This window comes from Neobacillus sp. C211, from assembly GCF_051842875.1.
Lineage (GTDB): Bacteria > Bacillota > Bacilli > Bacillales > Cytobacillaceae > Neobacillus.
Genome location: NZ_CM122574.1, coordinates 151,069 through 176,987 on the forward strand (window position 1 = coordinate 151,069; position 25,919 = coordinate 176,987).

Below are 25,919 nucleotides of genomic sequence, written 5' to 3' on the forward strand. Positions count from 1 at the left end.
ATCCGCCGAGTCCGCCGCTACAAGATACTGATCATTCCCATAAAACTGTCCGGTCAACGATAGAATCCCCGCCACTATTTTATTGACAATAAATATTGAGCGTCTCGCAGCAAGTATTTCACCGCTTCACTAGAAATATGCTTTTCCCTTTGTGCCTTTACTTCGGCCACAAAACTGTCCAAATCATTGTCTGACAAATTCTCCTGCAGGCTGCTTACAATTCCGTCATTATCGATCCACTTACTCTTAGCAAAACGATTTACTAATTCCTGTAAGATTGAGTTACTTGTCGTGGTCTGGAATTTTATCGTTTGACTGCTCACGTTCCCAGCTATATCGCTCGCCGTAACAGTATACGTATGCGAACCAAGCGGTAACGTATAGAGAGGTATCGTTGTCCCTTGCTGTACCCCATTCGTATCCAGTGTTACGGTAGTCTTGCTGCTGTCAACCCCGGATAGATTATCACTCAGCTTTATGATGGGCGTAATATCCCCAGAATCGCTTAACGTACCTTGCACCAAATCGTATACAGTGATTTCAGAGGCAGTTGTATCTAGTTTGAAGCTGACAGTTTTCAAGGCTCCCACATTCCCTGCAATGTCCGTCGAGCGGTAACTCAAGGTATTCTTGCCCTCTTGACTAATCGTTACCGGACCCGTATACGCTTGCCATGTCGTACCGCCGTCCAGACTATATTCCGTTTTTTCCACACCCGACGTGTTATCGGAAGCGTTAAGGGTCACCGTTACCGGATTTATATACCAGCTGTTCGAGCCATCAGGCTGGGCCGGTGTTGCAGTTGCCGTTGTTTCTGGCGGTGTCATATCCAGATTAAGATTGACTGTTTTCATCGTTTCCTGATACCCGGCATAGTCCGTCGAGCGATATCCGATCGAATACTTCCCGTCTTGATCTAACTTCACCGGTGTATAATAAGACTGCCATTTTTCTCCTCTATCGAGACTATATTCGGTCTTTGCCACACCGGACAAATTATCATTCGCCGCGAGGGACATCGTCACCTGATGGACATACCAGCCATTTTGGCCATCCGGTTGGGCAGGAGTACTAGCTGCCGTAGACGAAGGTGCCAAGGAATCCATACTCGATGAGTTTATGATAATTACTGGTCGATAAGATTTGTTTGAATATTCCTTCGATGCATAAGTCACACTGGCATTTGATGATTGTTTAGAAGGTGACGTTACAACTATCGATAACAACTTATCTCCGGTTAAAGATGCTTTCACTTGATCCGTTACATCAATACTTACAGGCGTCCCAACTGCTGGTACAGTCCACTGGGCCAGGGGTTTGTTTGTCCCAATAGAAGGTTGGTTATTCCATGTAATCGTGTTTTCATTCCATGTATTATCGTTTACAAGAGTAGCCTGGTTAATGATACCGGACATACCCTCAGTAATAGGAACTAACTTAATCTGTGCATTCCAAACTGTACCGGTAATTGTGGATAGATCAAATTTAAGGAATGATGATCGATAAAAACCTACCGCATCATTTTTCACCAACAATCCACTATTAGTTCCATAATTCGTGTTAGCATTAAGGGTTCCATCATTCACATAAGAATCTGCTGCATCACCTAAAGTTACCTGAGCATTTGCTGCTATATTCGGTATTGCAATCTGTTCGTTCGAATTCGTGCTTTCACCTGCGCTACTGGTAGCGGATACAGCGAAGTAATAAGGTGTACTGTTCGTAAGTCCAGTGACTGTATAACTGTTCAAACCACTGACATCTGTAATCTTGATTGTATTCGTGTAGCTTCCTGGGGCAGTGCCGTACTTTAAATTATAGCCCGTTTCTCCGCCAACACTTGCCCAGTTTAAAGTAACTTGCGATGAAATGCCTGTTGTAGGGGTGTCTAATACAGGTGCAGCCGGAGTGACTGCTGATCCAAGGTTAAATTTTGCATTAAAGTTTTTCCCTTGTGCCCCTTTCACATTAATAGACATCTTTATTGTCGGACTTAACTGGGTTACGGTAATTCCCGGATCGAGCGAAATGACTCCCGATGCCTTTCTGTTGATTTCAATGTTGATCGTTCCTGAATTGGCCTGCGTCGGATCGGAGACGCCAATATCGATTTGACCGTTCGATTCCAGAGTCGTAACGGATGCCTTTTTATTGCTTGTGATAAAACTTGTTCCGTTAATTGAAACCGTTTTCGATAGATCGTTCCAGAAATTCGCTCCCACCGTATTTAACGTCGTGTCCTTCACTGCCTGAACATCCTCGTCATTCTCAAGAATGCTGATATCCGGGTTGCTTGCATAGGCAGCCATGTCAGCGGCACTTTTATTCGGCAGCACTGCGTATGCGTAAGAAGCGTTTGTTGGATTTGCGCCGTGTTCAAAGGCTAGACTCAAAAAGTTATTCGTATATGGAGTTGTGCTTTGTCCCGTGTTGAGATCGCTCCATGCGCCCGTTCTGGACTCACGCAAGCCGTAAAGTGTAGTACCCCCAGGGAAATAGTATCCAATGTCGGACCCGGCCGCATTGCCTGCCAGATGCGCCCACCGCACTCCGCTCATAGTATCCGACCAACCCAGATTGTTCGGTTTAGCCGTTCCATTCACCGTCAAGGCGTTGTCCCCATTGCTGTTTAGCTTACGATTTTCAACGATTGTTTCTACATTTGCATTATTGGTGTCCGTAATGCCTGCTCCCAATGCGACCATTTTATCACCGAACATAAACCACGATTTCTTCCCTTGCAGCGGGCTTCCCGTATCCTGCGAAAGGGAAAAATTCATTCCGGCTGAACCGTAAAGGTCGTCTACAGATGATCCTCCGACCCAGTTATAAGGGTTTGAATAAAACTTCCAAGCAGTTGGCGTCCCGCTTCCTGTTCCATCCGTTGTCGTTCCCGGCAAACGATAACTATTGACGGTCGGCCAATAATTGTTGTCATACTGGGTCAAATCATTGTTATACAAATATGTCATCCCAAGACCGGTCCACCAGCCTTTAAGATTCTCGCCGTTTCCATATTCAAAAGCCGAAATGCGATTCGAAAACATGCTAAGGCCAAAACCAAAGCCGGGACGCAAATGAACAACCCTGTCCATATCTGCAAACACATGGTTTTTGATCAATTCAGGGCCTGGCGTAATTGTATTGTCGTTCATAATTGATTTGATTTGGACAACATCATAGATAGCCAAGTTCGAATAATAATTGGCAAATGTCGTGTCCTGCTGCACCCATGCTTTCACCATGCTTTTAAAAGAAGAAGCTTGAGCTGATGGAGCTAATTGTGACAGACGTGCTATAGAAGCAATTATTCCCTGGCCGGTAACATGCTCCTGTTCGCCGATTCTGGATATTTTCCGCCCAGAAGCCATTACCATTGCTGCGCCTTTATATATAAGCGGCTGATAGGAATCGACCACCCAGTTATAGACGTTCTGCACATTTTGGTCTGTAACATCCCAAGAGGAATCCTTCAAAATATATAAAAGTCTTGCCATATCACTGAGTAAAACAGCCCCATAGCTGAGTGTATACGCCACATTCGAGTGCTGGATTAACGACCCATCCGTGTAAAATCCATCCCCGCTTGTGACATAAAGAAATATTTGACTGAGTGCATCTCTTCCCTGGGCAATCTTCGTCCCCGATTTGCCAAGGATACCGCGGATAATCACGACTTGAGCTTTATCCGCCCGGTTTGCACCCGTTTCGCTGACTTTGTTAACGGTTCTTATGGTGGGGTCAGAACAAAAACGATCAACTGCATTGATATAATTGGTAATTTCAGTGGTTGTCAATTGATCATACATTAAAACAGCCGTATCGTTTAACGCTTGTGGCGTACCAATTTCCCAATCCCACCAGTTGTCATACTCGTTAATAATAGCTTCATTGTATACATTCGTATACATCCAATCGAGAGCATTGACAATGTCTTGTGCTAAAGACGTGTTGCCATAAAGCGAGGAACCCTTTGTATTATAAGCGATCGCCATACTCTTTAGACGGGAAAAGCTACTAGTAATGTCTGCTGATTTGGTTGACCAATTTGACAGGTCACTCCACAAATACGTACGATCCGCCGCTTTGTTCAAAGTAGACCAATACGAATTTGCCGTCGTGGTGATAGAGGTAATTTGTGCGGAAATATCCGGGTCTGTTTGGTCGTAAGTTCCCCCAACCAGCATATTTTTCCACTTACTCCTCAGGCTGTCAAATTCATCTGCAGCCTTAACGGGCTTTATGGAGTATGGAGCTAACGAAATCAATAAGGCAGCAATAACAATAAAAGTAAACGGTTTCATTTTCAAGAAAGCACTCATATAACTCCTCCTAAATACGCTCACATTTTTAAACAATTCATAGTTTCATTTAAGATAGTTAACAAATTCTTTTACCCCTAAATGATCACATAATTTGAACCTTAATCGCCTTTTAGCTACTGGAGTATCCAAGTATATGATCACCTTGAAGGTTCTTTCTGCTTGATTGACACGGAAGTTATTAATTTAAAAATTTAATATGATCACCTCTACTTATTGAATTAATAATCCATTGCCCGAACTATATAACTGCATTAAGCCTTTATTGGGGTAGATTTACATATCTATTGTAGGAGGTTATTTCATTCCACTGGGTGTAGAATTTCAACAGAAATGTGCAGTATTTTGTCATATTATCCTTAATATTTTAAATATTAATAAAATAATCTGTTAGGGTCACAAAGACATTCTTATAGTCTTCAAAACGGAAGACCCCGGTACAATACCAGGGTCTTCTGTTAGCTGCGTAGCCCTTATATTTAAACTGTCCTAATAATATGGTACAGTTCAAATCTGATAAAATTAGTCGATCGTCTAAAGCTTTACGGAGTAATCGTTATACCTTTTGCTTAGTACATTCTATCTAACCAACCAGCCGCCATCCACTGCTAAAATGTGACCATTCATATAGTCAGATGCCCGACTTGACAGGAATACAACTGTTCCCATTAAATCAAATGGTGTTCCCCAACGTCCCGCTGGAATACGTGAAAGGATTTCTTGATTGCGGCTTTCATCTGCCCGAATCGGTGCTGTATTCGCTGTTGCGATATATCCTGGTGCAATTGCGTTAATTTGGATATTGTGGTCGCCCAATTCATTTGCAAATGCTTTTGTGATACCTGCCACACCATGTTTACTTGCTGTGTATGAAGGAACAAACTTTCCGCCTTGGAACGCTAACATGGAGGCAATATTTATAATTTTCCCACTTTTTTGCTCAGACATGACGTTCGCCACCGCTTGACTTAAAAAATACTGAGCATTTAAATTTAGATCTATTACGGCATTCCAATCTTCTTCCTTGTATTCAAGAAGCGGCGCACGACGAATAGTCCCTGCATTATTGACTAATATATCAATTTTCCCGTACTCGTCTAAACAAGACTTAACGATTTCGCTGATCGTTTCTTTCTTTGTTATATCCCCTTGTAAAAATGAAACTTTACGCCCTTCGTTTTCAATGAGAGCCTTTGTTTCATCCCAATTTCTATCATAAGTAACAATGAATAAATCTGCCCCGGCCTTCGCAAGTGCAAGAGCATATCCTTGTCCTAACCCTGAATTCCCACCTGTTACAATCGCAACTTTTCCTACTAAACTAAAGAAATCCATTGAAAATTCATTTAAATTTGTCATACATGACACTCCTATCTTCTATTATTTTTTATCGTAAATCTTCCATTTTCACAGCATCCATATCATCGTACGTGATATTCTCGCCGCACATGCCCCAAATAAATGTGTAATTGCTTGTGCCAACACCTGAGTGAATCGACCAGCTTGGTGAAATGGCTGCCTGTTCATTACTGATAACTAAATGCCTTGTTTCATTTGGCTGCCCCATAAAATGGAAAACGCGGGTTTCCGGTTCCATATCAAAGTATAGATATACTTCCATGCGGCGTTCATGTGTGTGGCACGGCATCGTATTCCATGCGCTTCCTTGTTCCAGCATTGTCAAGCCTAATTGTAGCTGACAGCTCTGACATACATTCGGATGAATGTATTGATAAATTGCACGTTTATTCAATGTATCTGGATTTCCTAAACGAAGCGGTTCAATGTTATTAATATCGATTTTTACGGTTGGGAATGTTTGATGTGCCGGTACTGAGTTAAGATAAAATTTTGCCGGATTGACTTGTTCTTTTGAATAGAACAAGATTTCTTTCGTTCCTTTTCCTACATATAAGCCATCTCCACGTTTCATATCGTACTCAACACCGTCAAGTACAATTACCCCTTCACCGCCGATATTAATAACACCCATTTCCCGTCGTTCCAAAAAGTAACTGACTCCTAATTCTTTGCTTAATGAAATCGGTAATGCTTCCCTTGTCGGCATTACACCACCGAAAATCATCCGATCTACATGTGTGTAGGTTAAATTCACTTTACCTTCAGTAAAGATACTTTCGACTAAAAATTGACTTCGGAGTTCTTCAGTTGTGTACGTTTTGATATCCTCAGGATGATGGGCGTAACGAGTTTCCATGAATCATTCCCCTTTTCTTTTTCATCATTTTTCTAGTTAGCGTGAAATCTTTCCAGAACCATTTTCAGCAAATTGCAATATTTCTTCAATTGTGAAAGTATTGCAATCACCATGTACCGTATGCTTTAATGCAGAGGCCGCAGTCGCAAATGAAACTGAGGTTTGCGGGGAGAGTGTTTCCAACAGGCCATAGAGGATCCCTGCCGCAAAGGCATCGCCTCCCCCAACGCGGTCTACAATTGGATGGATTGTATGTTTTTTCGAAACATAGAGATTGCCGTCCACGAATAATGTTCCTTGCAAGACATTAGATGACGCTGAATGAACATCCCGGAATGTAGAACTCAAATATTGAATGTTTGGATAAAGCTCTTTTATTTTTTCATAATAGAAAACCAGTTTCGCTTCCCTTGTTAACGTATCGGCTGCTTGTTCAATCCCTAATAAGTAAATAGCATCCAATTCGCCGCAGAAGCAAATGTCTACATACGGCAGCAGGGTTTGTAACACTGCAGCTGCTTCTTGATGGTTCCAAAGCGATGCACGATAGTTACAATCAAAGCTTGTCATGACTCCATATTCGTTTGCTTTCTGTAAAGCGATGAGTGCTACTTCTTGCAAACCAGCGGACAAGGCTGGGGTAATCCCGGATAGATGGAACAGGACTGCGTCCTTAAAGATTTCATCAAAATCTAATTCTTCTACCAACAAATTCGAAAAACTAGAATACTTTCGATCATAAGTCACTTTTGCATTTCGTTCCCCAATGCCCGTTTCTAAATAATACGTACCCAATCGCTCTCCGCCTGTTACCAGATAATCAGTATGAACACCATGTGAGTGAAGATGACGTTTCACTCCAAGTCCTAATGGGCTATTTGGTACTTTGCTTACAAAATACACATCGAACCCAAAATGCGAAAGGGAAACTCCTACATTTGCTTCCCCACCGCCATAATGCATTATCAGGTGATTGGTTTGTGAGAGACGTTCCCCGACTTGGGTGGAGAGACGAAGCATAATTTCTCCAAGCGTGACAACTTTTTTCACGATTTGTTCACCCTTGCTTTCTGTACTTTTTCTACATATTGACGAGCAAGTGAAGTGATTTCTCCATAGGCTCCTGTTTTCGCTGGAGCTAGTAAATTCCCGCCTACTCCAACTGCGACACAGCCATTTTGAATCCATTTTTCTATATTATCTAAATCTACCCCGCCTGTGGGCATGAGGTTCACTTGAGGAAGAGGTGCTTTTACTGCCTTTACAAAATCAGGTCCGTATGTGCTTCCCGGGAATAACTTCACAATATCAACTCCCGATTCCAACGCATGCTTCATTTCAGTAATGGTCATGCAGCCTGGCATATATGGAATTTGATACAAGTTACATAGTTTAGCAGTTTCTTGATCGAAAGCTGGACTTACAATATATTGCGCTCCAGCTAATATGGCAATACGTGCTGTAACTGCATCAAGTACAGTACCTGCACCAATCACGACATCTTCTCTGTCAGCGTAGATGGATGTTAGCTGCTTAATCACTTCATCAGCGCTTTGAATTGTAAAGGTAATTTCAATACTCAAAATACCGCCATCTATACAGGCTTCAGAGATCCGAATGGCTTCTTCTGCAGAATCCGCTCGAACGACTGCAACAACTCCACAATTAGCTATTTTGATTAAAGTATTTAATTTATTCATGCGGCCCCTCCAATGATCGGTTTGAAATAAATCGAAGCTACCATTCCACTTCTTTTTTTTCTTCTCCAAAATTAAATTCAACTTTCCCTTTAAACATATAATAAATTTCATAGAGCGGATTCAATAGGTATAATTTAAGGCTTTTTGTGAAAATTTTTTACCTTATAAAATCAAAATGTAACATGTTTTCTTATGTATGACAGCGTACAAAAAAGAGGAGTTTTAGTATAAGTGACTCCTCTCTTTTGTAAATTGTTAAATCCTGATTAACACAGCACTGTATTTTTAACCTTGTCGAACCATGAGCTGGCTGACTCTTTCAAAACGGCATTTAGTTCTTCAATATTCTTTTTGCCGTTTTCTTGCAACCAAGCCCGCCCTGCTTGTTCACCATTGGAAGCAAAAGGTTCAACGCCGTTTTTCCAGGTTGCACGGCCACATAATACTCCGTTAAAGGTTGAACCGGATTCTTTGGCAAATTTCAATGTTTCTTGGAAAATTTCAGCGCTTACTCCAGCACTTAAAAAGATAAATGGCAGCTCTGTTGCTTCACTTTGTTCTTTGAAATACGCTGCAGCTTCTTCCTTACTGTAGACTGTTTCACCATCCGTGTAACCTTCGACAAAGTTCATATCCACGGGAACTTCTACTTTTAAAACATCGACATTGTACTGAGGTTTGGAAAATTCCCTCATTGCCTCAATCACTTTATGTGGCTTCACTTTTGCATACTGTTTACTCTTTACATCATCATTTTTGGCATCATAAGACACAATTTCCAAGAAAAACGGAATGTCTTCGGCTGCACACTCGGACCCAACACGTTCCATATAGACGTGTTTATAATCATTAATTTTTTCGTCTTCATCCACATCATAGTAGAGTAAGAATTTAACGGCATCTGCACAGGCTTCTTTCAATCGTTTAACTGACCACTCTGGCAATAAATCCGGCAAACGACCCACGGTTGTTGCATCATAGCCGGTCTTTTCATAGGCTACCAATAAACCTGCGAATTTGCTGCGGACTTTTGCAGCCGGGAGTCCATATTCTGGATCTAAAAGTATGGCAGTAGAATAAGGTGTCAATTCTTCAGAAACCAATTCCTTAAAGCGGATGATGCCTTCATCCCCGACATTTTTCGTACTTCCCGCCGCAATCATTTTTTTCAATGAGCCGCGTTGATCAATCGCTAAAGCTCCGATTACACCATTTTCATCGGACAAGCGCTTTAAAGCTGCCAATTTGTTATTGGTTAGTTCTAACATTGTTATTCCCCCTATCAATCTATTTTTTCTACTTTTACCAAATCAAAATACTGGTTAAACTTGGCCATGTTAATATAACCGGTTCCGGCTTCCATCGTATTTAACATTCCAGTGGTCATAGCCGTTTTCAGTACAACCTCTGTGGTCTGATTTCGATTCAGTGCAACGGATAATCCAGCAACTGTCGCATCTCCGGACCCAACTGGATTCACGACGTCTATTTTTGGGATTGTAATTCGATAATCATCCTCACCATGCCTTACAAAAGCACCTTCACTGCCCATCGAGACAACAACCCATTCAATCCCTTTAAATAACTCATTGTCTAAAGCTTGTTTCAAACTGCTTATCTTACCATCCACTTCAAACCCAAGCAGCTGAGACAACTCAGCAGTATTCGGCTTAATGGCAAATGGTTTCACCTTATGCAGCATGGCTAGCCTTAAGGGTTCTCCTGACGAATCCACTATCATGGGAATCCCCTTTTTCTGACTAATCTCTAACATTTGTTGGTAAAAACTAGTTGGAAGCCCCTTCGGTAAACTGCCAGAAACCGTCACAAATGAAACTTTAGACAGCAGCTCTTCAAATTTCCCTAAAAAATCCGCCCCTTCTTCTTTCGTTAAGGTTGGCCCAGATTCTAAAATTTCCGTTTGCATGCCTTCATGGAGAATAGCAATACAGTTTCTTGATTCTTTATTGATTCTTAAAAAGTCATTTGGAATGTTGCTTTTAGTTAATTCCTGAACAATGTATTCGCCAATGGTTCCACCAAGCACACCTGTCGCCAAGACTGCTTCTTCCATTTGCGCGGCCACTCGTGCAACATTCAAGCCTTTTCCACCGGCAGTTTTTCGAACCGTTTCCACCCGGTTAACAGCATCTAACTTGAATTCATGAATCGGATAGGAAATATCGACGGATGGATTCATGGTGACAGCTAAAATCATCGCAATCCCTCTTTCAGAAAATTGTTAAGCTTGATAACGACAAACACCATCAAGGTAAGTCGCAGTTAATTCCAGCACTGGAGTCAGCACAATAAAGTCAGCGGCAAACCCTTGAGCAATCTTCCCGCAGACGCTATCCAACTGAATACTTTTAGCGGGTGCTGTACTCGCCATATAAATAGCTTCCTCAGGTGTGGCAATCCCCCACTCGACGACATTTTTGACAGCATCTTTTAATTGCAAAATACTGCCTGCTAAACTTCCACTTTCCAAGCGGGCCGTCCCATCTTTCACTTCCACAGGGAATTCTCCCAGCTGATAGGATCCGTCCGGCATACCTCCAGCCATCATACAATCGGTCACCATAACGATAGTATCTCTGCCGCGGACATTCATTAAAATGTTTGCAGCAACGGGATGAACATGGTGTCCGTCACAAATGATTTCGGCAAAAACATCTTTTAAATTCATGGCTGCACCAACCATCCCCAGCTCCCGATGGTGCAGCGGGCTCATTCCATTGTAAGTATGAACGAAAATGGATGCTCCTTTTTCAACCGCTTGTTTTGCTTCTTCATAAGTAGCGTCACTGTGGGCTAATGCCACCGCAATCTCTTCTTTTACGGCATATTCAATAAATTCCGCTGCACCTTTTCTTTCAGGCGCAATGGCTATTTTTTTTATCGTATCGTTTGATCGTTTCTGCCATATTTTCAACATTTCAACTGACGGGTCACGGAAATGGTTCTTGTTTTGCGCCCCTTTATGTTTTTCTGTAAAAAAAGGCCCTTCTAAAAAGATGCCTCTTATTTTTGCGCCTTGCACTTTTGTAGAATTTGCACCAATCATTTCAACAACGTCATTCAATGATTCGGTTGAGGAAGTTAAAGTAGTTGGCAGAAAGGATGTTACTCCACAGGAGAGCAGCCCCTCAGAAATGACATTCAATCCCTCAAAGTCATTGTCCATCACATCATGGTTCTTGTAGCCGTGAATGTGCGTGTCAACTAAACCGGGAGCGATCCATAGCCCGCCATAATCAATGACTTCCGCTGCTTCATTAGGCAATACTTCAAAAAAAGCACCGAATTTCCCCTCTTTGATTTCCAGAAAACCGGGACCTGCAACCTTTTCCTCAAGAAAAAATTTTTCTGCAAAAACAAACTTTTCCATTTATTCACACCTCCATTGAGAAGCAAATACAGGAAAGGACGAAGAATTCCTTTCCTTTTTTTAAAACTTCTAATCTATTTACTTGTATTCGTGAATGGTTACGCCTTTTACAACACGGTTGACTGTTCCGGATGGAGAAGGAGTGTCCGGTGTATTCCCCACTTTAATGGAAGCCAGCAGTGAGACCGTTTGACCGATCATGACAAACGGAAGCGCCAAGTACGCGTCTGGAACATCTTGAGCTTCACGGCCAAAAGAGAAGGTTTCACCATCATAATTTGTTTCTCCGTCAACTGCGATGGCACAAATGTAGTTGGCAATGTTATCTTGTTTCAATTCTTGTAATAAATCTAAATCGTAAAGACGTGTATAAGGATGGTTGGAAACAAAAACAAACACTAATGATTTTTCATTCACAAACGATTTAGGACCGTGTCTGAATCCCAGCGATGAATCAAAAGAGGTGGAAATTTTACCAGCAGTTAACTCCAATACTTTTAACTGAGCTTCTCTGGTTAAGCCTTCCAGGCTTGCTGAGCCAAGATAAACGATGCGCTCAAAATCAGTATCGATCATTTTTTGTATGATATCTTCCCGATTAATGACACTTTCACCCATATGGCGGATTGTTCTAACAATTGCTAATTTTTCCCCAACGGACAATGGATCAAAAACGAGCAAAGCCGTTAACGCCATGCAAGTAAAACTTCCGGTCATGGCGAATCCTTGATCATTGGATTTTTTAGGCATCAATAACAACAAATGATTCTCATCATCTTTTGCCCGCGTGGCTAGCTTGCCATCTTGTGAGCAAGTAATCGTTAACTGATACAAATCGGTTACGATTTGTTCAGCTAATTGTACGGCAGCCACACTTTCTGGACTGTTTCCGCTCCTTGCAAAAGAAACCAATAATGTTGGAAAATCTGCTTTTAAAAATTGATAAGGATTTGACACCAAAGTAGTTGTTGGAATACTTAGCAATTCCCACTGTTTTTCATCCACTTTTTCTTTTAGATAAGGCGTGATAGTCTCACCGACATAGGCAGATGTTCCGGCTCCTGTAAAAATGACCCGGACTCTGTTGTGTTTACTAGATAATTTTTGTAGAAACTCTCTAATCTCGATGCTTTTCTTTGTAAACAAGGCAAATGTTTCATCCCATAAATCGGGCTGCTGCTTTATTTCCGCAGTCGTTATCGATGCGCCTAATGGCAATAATTTATCTTGGGTTAATGTAAACATACTGACATCTCCTCTTGGTTTATTTATATCCTTTCAAAAACTCGCATCCCTGCACCAATCACTCCATTATCCTGCTTCAATGTACTGATACTCATCTGGCCTAATAAATGCTGTTGTTCAGGCAATTGATAGATTTTCAGCTTTTCTTTTATAATCTCAAGCAGAAAAGGATTGTTTACGATGACACTGCCGCCGAAAACGATTTTATGAGGGTCCAATAAGCAAGAAATGGCATAAATGCCTTGTGCTAAATTGTCGGTTACTTCTTCGATGATTGGTACATATTCGGGTGCTCCTTCTGTATAGCCTGCAAAGACATCTTTCGTTGTAAGATTTTGAACTTGCAATTCCTTTTTTGCTAGTTTTTGGATGGCGGGTCCGGCAGCGACTTTTTCCAACCGCTCATTTTTCTTACCAGCCGCTTTCGAAAAGACTGGAATCAAGCCTAGCTCCCCTGCGAATCCGCCTCCTCTAATAAAGATTCCATTATGATTGATCGAGCAGGAGATTCCGGTACTGATGGTCACATAGACAAAGGTCTCAAGCATTTTTGTCCGGGCAAACTTCCACTCGGCAAAAGCCGCCATATAAACATCGTTATCGATTGTTACCTTCTCAATGAGAAATCTTTCCTGTAAACGCCCTACAATCGGAAACTGTTCCCACGGCAAATTATTTTGAAAAATCGCGACACCATTCTCCCTATCCACTTTGCCTGGTACACCTGCGCCGATTCCATCTATCTCTGACCATTTAAAAGATGACTTTTCCAGAACTTCTTCAACCGCTCGTACTACTTGTTCGAACATTTTTTCGCGGTCGGAAGGATCACTTTTCACCTCCGTACGGTAAAGCAATTCCCCCGATTCCGCGATAATACCCGCTGCAATCTTTGTCCCGCCAATATCAATGCCTATTGCCTTCTTCATTCTTCTGCACCTCTAACTTAGACATCTCATTAAAATATTGCCTCTTAACGTATAATAATTTTTATGAGGTGGTTTCTATAGGTACGATTTAGGGCTTTTTGTGAAAAATTTTTACCTTATCTGATTTAATATAAAAAGTAAGGCTCTGTTAAAGGTCATTGTTGATTTTGTAACCCTGTTGATTGGAACGGAAGGCGCGAGACTCCTGCGGGCTCCCCGAACCGCCCGCGGAAAGCGAAGCACCTGGAGCGCAAATCAACAGGCAAGTTTAACAGAGCCAAAAGTAAAAAAAACAGCCAAGGCTTAAAAAAACCTTGGCTGTTTTTATTGTAAAACTTTCGATGTAAATAACCCTCTTACTTATGTGATTCCAAGAGCATCGTTTTACTTAACAGAAAATTAGCAAAAACAGGATCTATCATTTTTTCAGATTGAGCTCGAACTTTATTTTCAAGAGCTTTCACTCCCTCATTTACTAACTTACTGTCATATTTATGTTTTTGAATTTGGTTAACCGTAGAAATTAAACTGTTATAGATTCCGTCATTCATGATCCAGCCGTTTTGATAGCCGAAATCGATAACTTGATCTAACCGTTCAATATCTTTCAACTCATCCACTTGGAATTTCACCACATGTGTTTTACCAATAGATCCGGCAACATTGATCTCTACTTTTATGGTAGGAAATGTTTGTAGAACGTTAACGGTGTCATCTTTACTAATGACAGAAACTCCTGTTTTATCTAAATCAATAATCACTTTATCCTGCTTCTGTGTTGGATCCGAAACAGAGAGTGACAATTCGCCTTTTTCCTCCTTCACCATTACAGAGGAAGGATTCTCAGCTGTGATGATATCTGCCGTACCAGGTGCAAAAAAATTGGCAGCTGTAATTCCAAGCGTCGTTTCTTTAACAGAATGAACATTCTTTGTATTGCTTAAGATTGTTACATTCGGATTCTGGCTGAATGCTTCCACTTCTTCTTTAGATTTATTTGGCAGCAATACATACGAATATGAGGCATCTTGCGGGTTTATACCATGATTAAAAGCCAAGCATAAGTAGTTTCTTGAAATTGGAGTGGTTAGACCTCCATTATTAATATCTCTCCATGAACCGGTTCTTGCTTCACGCAAACCATCAATACGTGCGGATTCAGGGAAATAATAGCCGATGTCTGAATTTGGAACATTCCCCTCTAAATGGGCCCACTTGACGTTTTCCATCGGTTCCGACCAGCCAAGGCTGCTTGGTTTTGTTTCTCCATTCACGGTTAACTGGTTGTCTCCGGCATCTCTCAATTGCCGGTTTTCAACAATCGTTTCGACTTTACGATTATCCCCGCCTTTAATATCGGATCCGAAAGCAACGATTTCATCATCAAACATGAACCAAGACTTCTTACCTTGTAGACTGCTTCCCGTCACATTGGCAAGTGAGAAGTCTATACCAGCCGATCCATAAAGCCCATCCATTGTGGATCCGCCGGCCCAGGTTCTGGAGTTATAATAAGCATTCCAATCCTTTAATACTCCTTTTGACCCGTCCGTTGTTGTTCCCGGTAAACGGAAGCTATCGACGGTTGGCCAAAAATCGTTTTTAAATTGCTTAAGATCATTGTTGTATAAGCTGGTCATACCGATACCTGTGTACCAGCCCTTTGAGTTTTCGCCATTTCCGTATTCAAAAGCTGATATCCGGTCGGAGAACATGCTTATCCCGAAGCCAAAGCCCGGACGTAAATGGACAACGCGATCCATTCCGGCAAGAACCTGGTTTTTAAGTAATTCCCCTCTTGGCTGAATCGTAGAATCGGCCATCAAGGATTTTACAAGATTAATATCATAGATCGACAAACCTGCCGTATAGTTAGGGAACGTAGTATCCGTTTGGATCCATTCTTTCACCAAACGTTTTATTAAAGTTGATCTTTCCTGAGGAGCAGCATTGGCCAAATTTAACAAGCTTAATATAATGGTTCTGCCTTTATCATGATCATTTTCATATTGCCGCGAAATGGATCGTCCATTCACCATGTCCATCACGGCCCCTTTATAAATAACCGGTTCAAATGTATCCGATACCCAGTTATAGATATTATCCACTTGAGGTAATGGCCATTTAGAATCTTTTAGCAAATAAAGGATATCTGCCGTACGCGTGAGCCAAACAGCTCCATAACTTCCTGTGTAGGCAATATTGAAGTGCTGCACGAGCGATCCATCCTTATAAACGCCATCACCATGATCCACGTAAAGATATTCATTAAGAAGCGCATCATGTCCTTGGGTTACTTTTTCATCGTTTTTCCCAATGACACCTCTGAGGTTAGCGATAAATATTTTGTCTAACAAATTCGCTCCTGTTTCTTTAATGGCATTGTTATACGTTCTCACTTTCGGGTTCGGATCGAATTGATCAATTGTGCTTATATAGTTGTTTAACTGTGTTGGTGCCAGCTCATCGTACAATAAGACCATAATATCGTTTAATCTCTTTGGCGTTCCGATTTCCCAGTCCCACCAATTTCCGTATTCGCTTTTTTGCTCGTTATAACGGTAGGCGTACATCCAATCTAAGGCGCTTATAAGATCAACTTTTAATGCTTTATTTTGATATAAGCTCGATCCTTTAATTGAATAGGCAAGCGCCATATCTTTCAAGTTGTTATAAGCACTAGTAATCTCAGCTGAATTCTTGGTACTTACTAGGTTTTCCCATAAGTATGTCCGGCCCTCTGTTTTATTTAGAGTGTCCCAAGACCCTTTATTTTCGGGATTTGTCACTCGATTGGTTAATTTCAGGAGGTACTCATTTATATCAGGGTCATTTGGGTTGTATTGTTCATTTCCTGTTAGTTTGTTAAACCATCTCGCGCGGGCCTGATCAAAAGCATCCATCGTGCCAGACTGTCCCCCTTCAGCATCCGTTGTGTTTGCTTGTGCTATGTTCTTAACAGAAATAAACGATAAGAGAAGCATAGAAACCATTAATAGAATCATAGATTTCCTTTTTAGTTGTTTAGACATTGTCTTCCTCCTCAGAATATAGTGAACATAAATGATCGAGTTTTTAAGTACATATTTTCTGACTATACATGGAAGCGTATTCAAAAAAACAATAAACCAGACTACTACTAAATTATTAGTCAACCAGCGTTTTTACTGCCTGAACAGCCATTTTATGATTTTTACTATTAGTTACAATCCCTAAAACTTTATCCTTTGTATGGTAGCCCGCCATTCCCAATTGCTTGGTCTTGGCTATCTCGATTCCGTAAAGATGTTTTTGCCCCTTTTCCATGCCTGATAAAAACTGGACACCTTTTGAAAATTTGCTCTCAAATGGATCAAGTGGCAAAAAAGTCCCCTGACGAGCGAAAGCTAAGAAAGACTTTTTATCCATAACGACAATATCAACACTTTCTGTTGCAATCATCGCTGCCAGTTTTTTTGGGAATGTGCTATCTGAGAATAGCGTCTCGTCTCTAGTTGCCCAAAAATCCATACTGATGGCTGAATCTGAATTTGTTTTCCCAAGAATTTTTTTAGTAGTCGTCTGCAATTCCAGTTGCTTTTCCCCTTTTACGTAATTGCCAATGAACACTGCCTGTAAGGCTCTTTCTCTTGAGTGATGAAAAGATGGAAGAAGGGAAAGTATCATCCCAGCAATAACGATTCCTAGTAAGATAAATGATTTATAATGGAACCATATATTTTCAGCCTTTTTGATTAATTTTTTTATGTCCATTTTATCAAGTTCCCCCTTTCTGGGTTACCATTACATAAAAAATGTTACTGGAGCTTGGCACCAGTAACAATGTATGATTTTTACTCATATCGTGGAGAATTTTTACTTTTTCAATCATTTACCATTGCCCTTTTAATAGGAATAGATATTCGAATGGACAGGCCTGTATTTTCATTATTGTGAATATCCATTGATACCTCAGGTCCGTAGGTCAGCATTAGTCGTTGAAATACATTTCTTAAGCCAATATGTTTTTTACCTTCTTTTTGCTCTGCTTCATCATGAAGATTTGACTGCAACCATTTTATTTTTTCTTCCGACATACCAATGCCATTGTCCCGCACTTCAATGAACAATTGTTGATTCACGCTGCGAGCTTCAATAATAATCGTGGGTTTATGGAGATCTTCATTAAAACCATGAATGATGGCGTTTTCCACTAAAGGCTGCAAAATTAAGCGCGGCACGCGAAAATCTTCCCATTCTTCTGGTATATCAATAAGCAAATCCAAAGTCATGTCGTTTCGCATCTTCATAATATCTGCATAGTCAACCAATAACTCACACTCTTTCTTGAGGGGCGTTAGTTCATCCACCCTCATGTAACCGCGCAACAGCCTCATTAAAGAATCTATTTGACGACTATGAATGTGATCATTGTTTAAAATCAAATTACATTTAATCGAATTTAGTGTATTAATCAAAAAATGAGGGCGGATTTGCGCAAATAAGGCCTGAAGCTCAATCAGCCGTTTTTCTTCCTGTTCTTTTTTGAATTTTCCAATCCATTGTTTTATTTGATCGAGCATGTTGTTAAAAGCATTTCCTAGTACAGCAATTTCGTCTTTCCCTTCTACAGGGAAACGAACACTTAGATTTTCATTTCCAAACTGTTCTGCTACTTTTCTTAATCTATTAAGGGGTTTGTAAATCGAGCTGCCGATAAAAACCGAAATAATAAGAAAAATTAAAATACTTATAGAAAGAGAAATAGCATAGAATCGAAACGTTTGAGAAATCTCGCCTGTTATATTTCTGAAGGAAGAACGATATAGAAGCTTCCAATTGGAAGCAGGAACGGTTGCCCCAACCTTTAATTCCTCCCCTTCCCTAGTTCCTATTTCCTTTTCCGGGTATTGAATAATCAACTGTTTTTTATCGTCGTATAACAGAAATGTTCCAGAATCTAGATTTTTAAACAACTGTTTAAAATATCCATGCGGGATTCCTACAAAAATAACACCTAAATTCTTGCCGTTGGAGAAGTCTTTATAGGCTCTCACAGCAAAGTAATACGACTCATTTTCAGTCAATGGCGAGATACCTAATTCGGATTCTGTTATCCAATAGATTCTGTTAGGGTCGAGTGTGTTCCTCCATTTAGGATCCAGAGCCTTTGAATGGGAATCTTTTAGGAATGAGTATTCTAAAGTATTACTTCCAGAAATTAAAAAATTACTGTTATTCAAATAAAATACCTCTGCCTTTAGACCAGAAGTTTTTGAAAAAGATAATCTAAGAAAATCGGAGATGCGGGCATATCTTTGATAGTTTTCAAATGAAGATAACTGACCTACATCTTTAAAAGCCCTTATATCTTCAAACGTGTTACTTCCTGGTTTTCCATAAAGATTGGTGGCATAGACGATTTCCTCCACCGTTTGATTTAAATCACTGGCATAGACATTTACCACATTTTGGCGGGAATCCTTCACTTTTTCTACTACCACTTCTCTTATGAGGGAATAAGAGAAAACCGAAGCAATCGCAAGGGGAAATAGAATAAAAATAAAAAGGGAAATTTGAATTTTCCGATAAAAAGTAGATTTAAACAGCCATTTCAACATTCCCACCCCTCCTTTGCATCATCTGACGACAATTTAGTATACCACGAACACTGAACCTAATAATAAGGGAAAAAGCAGCCATTTTTCGGCTGCTTTTTCTAGAGATAAAAGTGTTTACTTGGATTTGGAGATTATGTCGTTCCCTTGCTCAACCATCCATTTTTGAGCTTCTTCAGCGCTTATACGATCTAACATGAATTTACTGAATCCGTTCTCCAACACGGGCTTTAATTGGCTGGCATAACCTGTCGTATAATTTGTATCGTAAGTTACATAACTTCTATTATCGAATACGGAGCTAACTAGTGATTGTTTGTCTACAAGATTTGTGTCTTCCCCAATCATTTTGTCAATAACAGCATCCTTGTCGACATTCTTAGATCCTGGAATATCACTGACGACATCTGTTTGTTGTGCCATATAAAGAGCGAATTTGTACGCTTCTTTCTTATGTTTAGAAGATTCTCCAATAGCGAGATAGTGTCCGCCAATATTTGCTGCACCAACCTTTGTATCTTTTGAAGATTGAGGGATCGGTGCAAATACAGTTTGGAAATCATGCGGGAATTTTTGTTTATCTTTAATTATACTAACGAAGAATGCCGCTGTCGGCAGCATGGCTGCTTCACCATTTAAAAATTCGGTCGAATAATGCAATTGGGCCGCAATGACATCCTTAAATGGCTTAACAGAGCCGTCCTTTTCCATGTTACGGCGCAGTTCAAAGAACTTCTTAAAAGATGCATCGTTAAATACCGGCTTTTGATCTTTTGTTAAATATGGATGTGGCAACTCAGAGTAAGCAACGAAATTATCGTATTCTCCCCAAGTATGGAAATATGCACCATACTGTTTGCCTTTCGTTAATTTTTTCGCATACTCACGAAAGTCATCCCAAGTCCAGCCCCAAGTTGGTACAGGTAACCCAGCTTCATCTAAAGCTTTCTTATTTAACGCGACCAGCCAAGGTTGTGAGGTGTCCTGGATACCATATGTCTTATTCTCATATTTCGGCACACTGTAGAATTCTTCATCTGGATTAATAGAATCCGCTTTCAAAAAATCATCTACTGGAGACAACACGCCGCGGGCTGCACGCTCTACCAAGAAGTCCACATGGGAGAAAGCCACTACATCTATCGGTTGTCCAGTTCCCATCTTAATGTCCAGTTTTTTGTAATACTCAAGACTATTATTATTTGTGACGAGCGGCTCATAATTCACATCAATCTTAGGGTTTGCTTTTTCAAAGTTGTCAATTTTCTTCTGGATCACATCATTTGTTTCCCAAGTATAGTAATTGATGGAAACCCTTTCATCTTTCTTTGCAGTTTTTTGATCAACCTTTTCTGTTCCAGCTGAGCAGGCCGATAGAAAAACAGAACCGATCAATGTCATACTCAACATCATATTTCTTACTTTTTTCATCTTCATTATTGTTTCCCCCTTTTTCAATTTTCAAATTTATTATAATTTTCTTTTTGGTTTCAATCTGTGTAATATTTTGAGAACATTGTGCACTATTTTTCCTACCCTTTGACACCACCAACCGTGATTCCATCGATAACCTGTTTTTGAAGGATTAAGAATACAACAATCAGCGGAATAATCGCAGCAAGTGCTGCCATCATCGTCGCTGCATAGCTGGTGCCAAATTCATCTGCGAACATTCCCATACCAAGTGTAATCGTATATAATTTTTGACTGGAAAGAAAGATAAGTGGATTCTGATAATCATTCCAAGTCCAAATAAACTTAAGGATTCCTGCAGTTGCTAGAATTGGCTTAACCATTGGCAGCATAATCTGCCAATAAATCCGGAAAAATCCAGCCCCATCCATTTTTGCCGCTTCGATATATTCTGTACTGATTCCAATCATAAACTGACGCATCAGAAATGTAAGCGGGATGGAGAATGCAGCCATGAGAATGAGTCCTTCATGAGAATCGTACAGGCCCAGCCAATTAATCAGGATAAATCTAGGGACAAGCGTCGATTCTGACGGAACCAAGAAAAACGCCATTAGTAAAAAAAACAATGTATTTTTAAACGGAAAATTTAATTTTGCAAAGGAATATCCCGCCATCGAAGAAATGATAAGTGTAATGACAGTAGAGATAATTGCAAGTTTTAATGAATTGAGATAAAACAATTCAAAAGGGACTTTTCCAAGCCACACTGTTTTAATGTTTTCAATTAAATTCCACTTATTCGGAATCCAGTCTATTGGGTATGTCATTACATCCTTTTCTACCTTGGCTGCAGAAGAGAGCATCCATAGTAAAGGCGATAAGAACAGTAACGACAACATCCCAACTAAAATCGTTCCAATAACTTTTGATACTTTCAAGTTCGCCATATGATCATACCTCCTTAAAATTGTTCCTTTTGCGCTCTGGCGGTAACAAGAGTGATGACTGCAACAATTACAAACAATACCCAAGATAACGCACTTGCATAACCCATTCTAAAATTTTGGAATCCTTCTTGGTAAATATAGTAAACAAGTACATTTGTTGAATTATTTGGCCCACCTTCGGTTAAAAAGGCGATCAAATCAAAGACTTTAAACGAGTTTACAATGGATGTAATGAGTAGAAATAGAGTTGTAGGACCGAGCATCGGAACGGTGATATGAAAAAATTGCTGAATCTTGTTTGCACCATCTATTTGGGCCGACTCATACAATTCGGCTGACACACCTGTCAATCCTGCGATATAAATGACGACATTATAACCAACGACATTCCAAACGGCGATAATAATGATCGCCCAAAGAGCAGAATCAGTACTTCCGAACCAATCAGGCGGGTTTGAAATTCCAATGGAATGCAAGACTTTATTAATTACACCTAAAGATGGATGGAACAATACAGAAAACACTGTTGCTACAGCAACCATCGTTGAAATATAAGGAACAAAGAACGCCACCTTAAAAAATCCTTTAAAATAAACGGCTGATGATATTAAAACAGCGATAATCAGTGATAACCCAATACTGACTGGAACATAAACCAATGAGAAAATAAAGTTGTTTTTCAATGCTTGATAGAAAACCTTATCTTGGAACACATTGATAAAATTGTCCAATCCGATAAAGTGGATGGCTTTGAGCCCGCCTACCAAATTCCATTCCGTAAAACTTAAGTATAATGAAAAAAGCAGTGGAAAAACACCTAACCCAATAATCCCAATAAATTCGGGAGCAATGAAAAGCACGCCGCTTAACGATTCTCTGCGGGAGTTGGTCCAAAAACTCTTTTTATTAATAGACTTGCCAATAGACTTGCGAATCGTTTTTTGAATGTTTGTTTCCATAGATCCTCACCTCATCCTTTTTGTTTATACTCTTAATTTAATCGAATCAATAAGGAGTTCCCATTGACGATTTGTACCTCTGCGTGTAATATTTTTACCTTTCCAAAAAGCCTGCTCCAACGTATTTTCGGAGTATTACAAAGGGTCAAAATATTGCACATGGGGGTCAAAATTCTCCATGACCGATTATTCCAATTTCCTTTATAATTAAAAAATTATTAAGGATGATTTTCCGTTCAAATAAAGGAGGAGTAAGGATGGAGTGGAAAGGAATTTTGGGCTTAATCTTCCGAACATGCGAGTGGATTATGCTTTTGGCTTACCTTAATATTCTTTGGATTCTATTCACTGTATTGGGCGCCGTTGCGTTTGGGATCTTCCCAGCTACGGCTGCGATGTTTGCTGTAATGCGAAAATGGTTAATAGGTAAAAATGATATTCCCGTGTTCAAGACATTTTGGAATTATTACCGGGCTGAATTTTTTAAAACGAACCTATTGGGGCTGATGTTTTTCATTACAGGTCTCATCCTATATCTTGATTTTAAAATCATTGATTTCCAAAATGAATTAATCAATAGGATATTCATGATTGTTACGTTCCTTTTTACTAGTATTTACACAGTTATTTTGATTTATATTTTCCCAGTTTTCGTCCATTATGATTTGAAACTTCTCCAGTATGTCAAACATGCTTTTCTAATAGGTGTCGCTAATCCTATCCGGACAGCGTTGATGGTCTTGTGTCTTATAACCGCATACTTTATGCTTAGAATGGTTCCTGGTTTGCTTCCTTTTTTTTCAGGAAGTCTCCTAAGTATATTGTTGATGACTTTTGCTTATCAGTCTATTAATAAAATTGAACGGACAAAAAATAACCTTGCTGCTAGTAATAATGGTTAACAATTGAAATGAAACATTCAGACCATAAGACAAACCCCATTTTCAACTTGGATGATAGAGATCAATCTTGGTCCAAGTAGTGAAAATGGGGTTTTTCATATGAATTTCATAAATTACAAAATAAACCTTCTTGTCTTCACGAATGGACGGAATCTGTTTGCCTGGATTTATATTCTCCAGGGCTATATCCTGTATGTTTCTTAAATATTTTGGAGAAGTATGTTCTGTCCGAATAGCCTAACTGACTAGCAATATTTTCAATGCTATCTTCTTTTTCCTGCAGCATTTTCTCGGCTGTTTTCATTTTAAAGCGATGGATATAATCCGTGAAGTTTTCACCTGCTAATTTTTTAAAATAACGGGAGAAGTAACTTGAGTTTAAGAAAAGGAAATTAGCCATATCCGCTGAGCTGATATTATCAGACAAATGCGCCATGATATACTGATCAATTTCTTGTAACTTTGGTTTTTTCCTCGAATCGTTTGTTTTATCCTCTAAGCAGCCTTTTAATTGTACCGTTCTATTTTTTAGCAGTAAAATGACTTCATTCAATTTAACAGAATTCTTGAAGAAGTAGGAGAAGTCATCATTTTTTATAGAGCTGCCGCTTTTTACTTCCATGTAGTTAATCCAGCGTTCCCCATGTTCTTTAAGTTGTATAGGATTAATACATTTTTCATTAGAGAGAGCATCCAGCTCTTCGATTGTTCTACTAATGGTTGGTAAATCGTTGTTATCATATGCCTTCATCAAAGTTCTCCCTAACGGATTCAACAATTCATTTGAATTAATATTCCATTCGTTTCGAAGGTTAGGTCGCAATTGGTTGATAGTCGAACTATTGTAAAAGGCCTGATAACGGGATTCACTCAAGTTGAAAATTTCATCCCCAAGATCTGGTCTCCTGACTATTTGCCCACTGTATAAAAAAGAGAGATTTATTTTCAAGTATTCTTTAACTCTCTGTTGCAATTCATCTAGATAACGATAATATTCTTCAAAACTGTTTCGGGAAATCGTATATTTAAAGTTCATAATGATATATAGATTTTTTTCTTTATCCAGTATGGGAGTCATTCCTTCCACATTTTGGGCTAACTCCTCGGCAAAGTTCAAAATCCCATATTTTATAAAAGGAAGATCTCGAAGGCTATATTTTTCTGGTAAACTGGAAAAATCAATAAAAGAGATCCCCGCAATAAAGTCAGGAAAATCCCAATGAATACCTAACCTTTTGCCGTAACCAATTACATTTTCAATATTCTTTCCAGAAAGAATCTGATCTAAAAAGTTTTGCTTTAAGACATCTTTATTTATTTGTATCGTTTCACGGAATGAATAGAGTTCATGATTATCTCGTGAATTTTTTATATGTTGGAGAGATTTTCTAAGACTTTTTTCTAATTGTTCAGAAGTGAGTTCATCTTTAATCAGATATTCGTCAGCACCCAATTGAACAGCACGTTTAGCGTAATGAAAATCCTCATGACAGGTAAGGAAAATCATCCGGACATCCGGTTTGATTTTTCTAAATTTCTCTGCTAATTCAAGTCCATTCATTTGAGGCAGTCCAATATCTGAAATGACGATGTCTGGGAGTGTGAAACTAAATAGCTGAAGCGCTTTCAAAGAAGAGTACGTTGAAGCACAAATAGTCAGCTCCAGACTGTTCCACTGTACTAACCTTTCTAAATATTTTAACATTGGGACATCATCATCTATTAGCATAATTTTATACATAACAAAGCCTCCCACTTCTAGATATCATATTTTTAATTCTTGACCAGAAGCAACTTGCTAATCCTAGGGAAACTTTCGATTATTTGTTTTTCTAACTTATAAGATTTTTTTGATAGATAATAATTAATTGGTCAAGTTCTTTACTAACTTGAACTGTCTCCAGTGCCGAGAGTCCGTATTTATTGGCAAGAGCTATCATCTTTTTTCTTTTCTTTTCGATTATTATTTCTAGCATTCCTGTCAGCTGTCTAGTGTAGAATGGCACCTCAATTGACATGATTATCACCTGAAAATGATTAATTTTTAATAACTCTCATTTATCCAAGAGTGCAACTACAATTATACATTCTTTTAAACATTAAATACCTTTAGAATTTTGGAGGCTTTTATGAAGTAAAACTTAAGGATAAGCATTCTATTAATTTCAAACATCAACAAACGTCTCATGGTTTGTTTAAGGCAAGATTTTTAGACCCTTCAAAATCATTTACGGTAGCATTTGCAGTTTGCAATAATGTTCCACAAGCGATTAAAACGACTAGAAACAGCGCA

General features: G+C 39.5%; 19 protein-coding genes. 1 reads left to right on the forward strand and 18 read right to left on the reverse strand.

All coding sequences use genetic code 11. The features are described 5' to 3' along the window. Positions 1-74 precede the first annotated feature (74 nt). The 16 genes from ACSU6B_RS00825 to ACSU6B_RS00900 form a co-directional block, all read right to left on the reverse strand. Positions 75-4,322: a polysaccharide lyase family 8 super-sandwich domain-containing protein gene (locus tag ACSU6B_RS00825; protein WP_410881993.1), complete on the reverse strand. Its 4,248-nt coding sequence runs from the start codon at positions 4,320-4,322 to the stop codon at positions 75-77. Between the two features lie 579 nt (positions 4,323-4,901). After that, entirely contained in the window at positions 4,902-5,681 is a 780-nt protein-coding gene (kduD, locus tag ACSU6B_RS00830; RefSeq protein WP_410881995.1) for a 2-dehydro-3-deoxy-D-gluconate 5-dehydrogenase KduD, read from the reverse strand. 28 nt (positions 5,682-5,709) lie between these two features. Beyond that, a complete protein-coding gene (kduI, locus tag ACSU6B_RS00835) occupies positions 5,710-6,540 on the reverse strand; it encodes a 5-dehydro-4-deoxy-D-glucuronate isomerase (protein ID WP_168242564.1) in 831 nt (276 codons plus the stop codon). A gap of 36 nt (positions 6,541-6,576) precedes the next feature. Further along, positions 6,577-7,590 carry a sugar kinase gene (locus tag ACSU6B_RS00840; RefSeq protein WP_168242563.1) on the reverse strand — a complete coding sequence of 338 codons (1,014 nt, stop codon included), beginning with the start codon at positions 7,588-7,590 and terminating at the stop codon, positions 6,577-6,579. Then, positions 7,587-8,240 (reverse strand): bifunctional 4-hydroxy-2-oxoglutarate aldolase/2-dehydro-3-deoxy-phosphogluconate aldolase, encoded by a 654-nt coding sequence (locus tag ACSU6B_RS00845; RefSeq protein ID WP_168242562.1) that lies wholly within the window; start codon positions 8,238-8,240, stop codon positions 7,587-7,589. Before ACSU6B_RS00845 ends, ACSU6B_RS00840 begins: the two co-directional genes overlap by 4 nt. Positions 8,241-8,506: 266 nt before the next feature. Further along, positions 8,507-9,508 (reverse strand): tagatose-bisphosphate aldolase, encoded by a 1,002-nt coding sequence (gene lacD / locus ACSU6B_RS00850; RefSeq protein ID WP_410881997.1) that lies wholly within the window; start codon positions 9,506-9,508, stop codon positions 8,507-8,509. A 14-nt stretch (positions 9,509-9,522) separates the two neighbouring features. Next, positions 9,523-10,458: a tagatose-6-phosphate kinase gene (gene lacC, locus ACSU6B_RS00855; RefSeq protein ID WP_168242560.1), complete on the reverse strand. Its 936-nt coding sequence runs from the start codon at positions 10,456-10,458 to the stop codon at positions 9,523-9,525. A 24-nt stretch (positions 10,459-10,482) separates the two neighbouring features. Beyond that, positions 10,483-11,631 (reverse strand): N-acetylglucosamine-6-phosphate deacetylase, encoded by a 1,149-nt coding sequence (nagA, locus tag ACSU6B_RS00860; RefSeq protein ID WP_168242559.1) that lies wholly within the window; start codon positions 11,629-11,631, stop codon positions 10,483-10,485. 78 nt (positions 11,632-11,709) lie between these two features. Beyond that, positions 11,710-12,876, reverse strand: coding sequence for an SIS domain-containing protein (locus ACSU6B_RS00865; protein WP_410881999.1), 1,167 nt, complete (start codon positions 12,874-12,876; stop codon positions 11,710-11,712). Between the two features lie 23 nt (positions 12,877-12,899). Next, positions 12,900-13,805 carry an ROK family protein gene (locus ACSU6B_RS00870; protein ID WP_410882001.1) on the reverse strand — a complete coding sequence of 302 codons (906 nt, stop codon included), beginning with the start codon at positions 13,803-13,805 and terminating at the stop codon, positions 12,900-12,902. A 356-nt stretch (positions 13,806-14,161) separates the two neighbouring features. After that, positions 14,162-16,837 carry a polysaccharide lyase 8 family protein gene (locus ACSU6B_RS00875; RefSeq protein WP_410882003.1) on the reverse strand — a complete coding sequence of 892 codons (2,676 nt, stop codon included), beginning with the start codon at positions 16,835-16,837 and terminating at the stop codon, positions 14,162-14,164. Positions 16,838-16,952: 115 nt separating this feature from the next. Beyond that, on the reverse strand, positions 16,953-17,558 hold the full coding sequence (locus ACSU6B_RS00880; protein WP_168242555.1) for a hypothetical protein: 606 nt from the start codon (positions 17,556-17,558) through the stop codon (positions 16,953-16,955). A 110-nt stretch (positions 17,559-17,668) separates the two neighbouring features. Next, positions 17,669-19,405 (reverse strand): sensor histidine kinase, encoded by a 1,737-nt coding sequence (locus tag ACSU6B_RS00885; RefSeq protein ID WP_410882005.1) that lies wholly within the window; start codon positions 19,403-19,405, stop codon positions 17,669-17,671. Positions 19,406-19,519: 114 nt separating this feature from the next. Further along, a complete protein-coding gene (locus ACSU6B_RS00890; RefSeq protein ID WP_410882007.1) occupies positions 19,520-20,839 on the reverse strand; it encodes an ABC transporter substrate-binding protein in 1,320 nt (439 codons plus the stop codon). A 95-nt stretch (positions 20,840-20,934) separates the two neighbouring features. Next, a complete protein-coding gene (locus tag ACSU6B_RS00895; protein ID WP_168242552.1) occupies positions 20,935-21,765 on the reverse strand; it encodes a carbohydrate ABC transporter permease in 831 nt (276 codons plus the stop codon). Positions 21,766-21,779: 14 nt separating this feature from the next. Continuing rightward, positions 21,780-22,724 (reverse strand): carbohydrate ABC transporter permease, encoded by a 945-nt coding sequence (locus tag ACSU6B_RS00900; RefSeq protein WP_168242551.1) that lies wholly within the window; start codon positions 22,722-22,724, stop codon positions 21,780-21,782. A gap of 257 nt (positions 22,725-22,981) precedes the next feature. Between ACSU6B_RS00900 and ACSU6B_RS00905 the strand changes: the two genes are divergently transcribed. After that, a complete protein-coding gene (locus ACSU6B_RS00905; RefSeq protein ID WP_410882010.1) occupies positions 22,982-23,626 on the forward strand; it encodes a YesL family protein in 645 nt (214 codons plus the stop codon). Positions 23,627-23,762: 136 nt separating this feature from the next. Here the strand turns inward: ACSU6B_RS00905 and ACSU6B_RS00910 are convergent, their stop codons facing one another. Both ACSU6B_RS00910 and ACSU6B_RS00915 read right to left on the reverse strand, forming a co-directional pair. Beyond that, positions 23,763-25,367: a response regulator transcription factor gene (locus tag ACSU6B_RS00910; protein WP_410882011.1), complete on the reverse strand. Its 1,605-nt coding sequence runs from the start codon at positions 25,365-25,367 to the stop codon at positions 23,763-23,765. Between the two features lie 91 nt (positions 25,368-25,458). Beyond that, on the reverse strand, positions 25,459-25,644 hold the full coding sequence (locus ACSU6B_RS00915; RefSeq protein WP_410882013.1) for an aspartyl-phosphate phosphatase Spo0E family protein: 186 nt from the start codon (positions 25,642-25,644) through the stop codon (positions 25,459-25,461). Between the last annotated feature and the right edge of the window lie 275 nt (positions 25,645-25,919).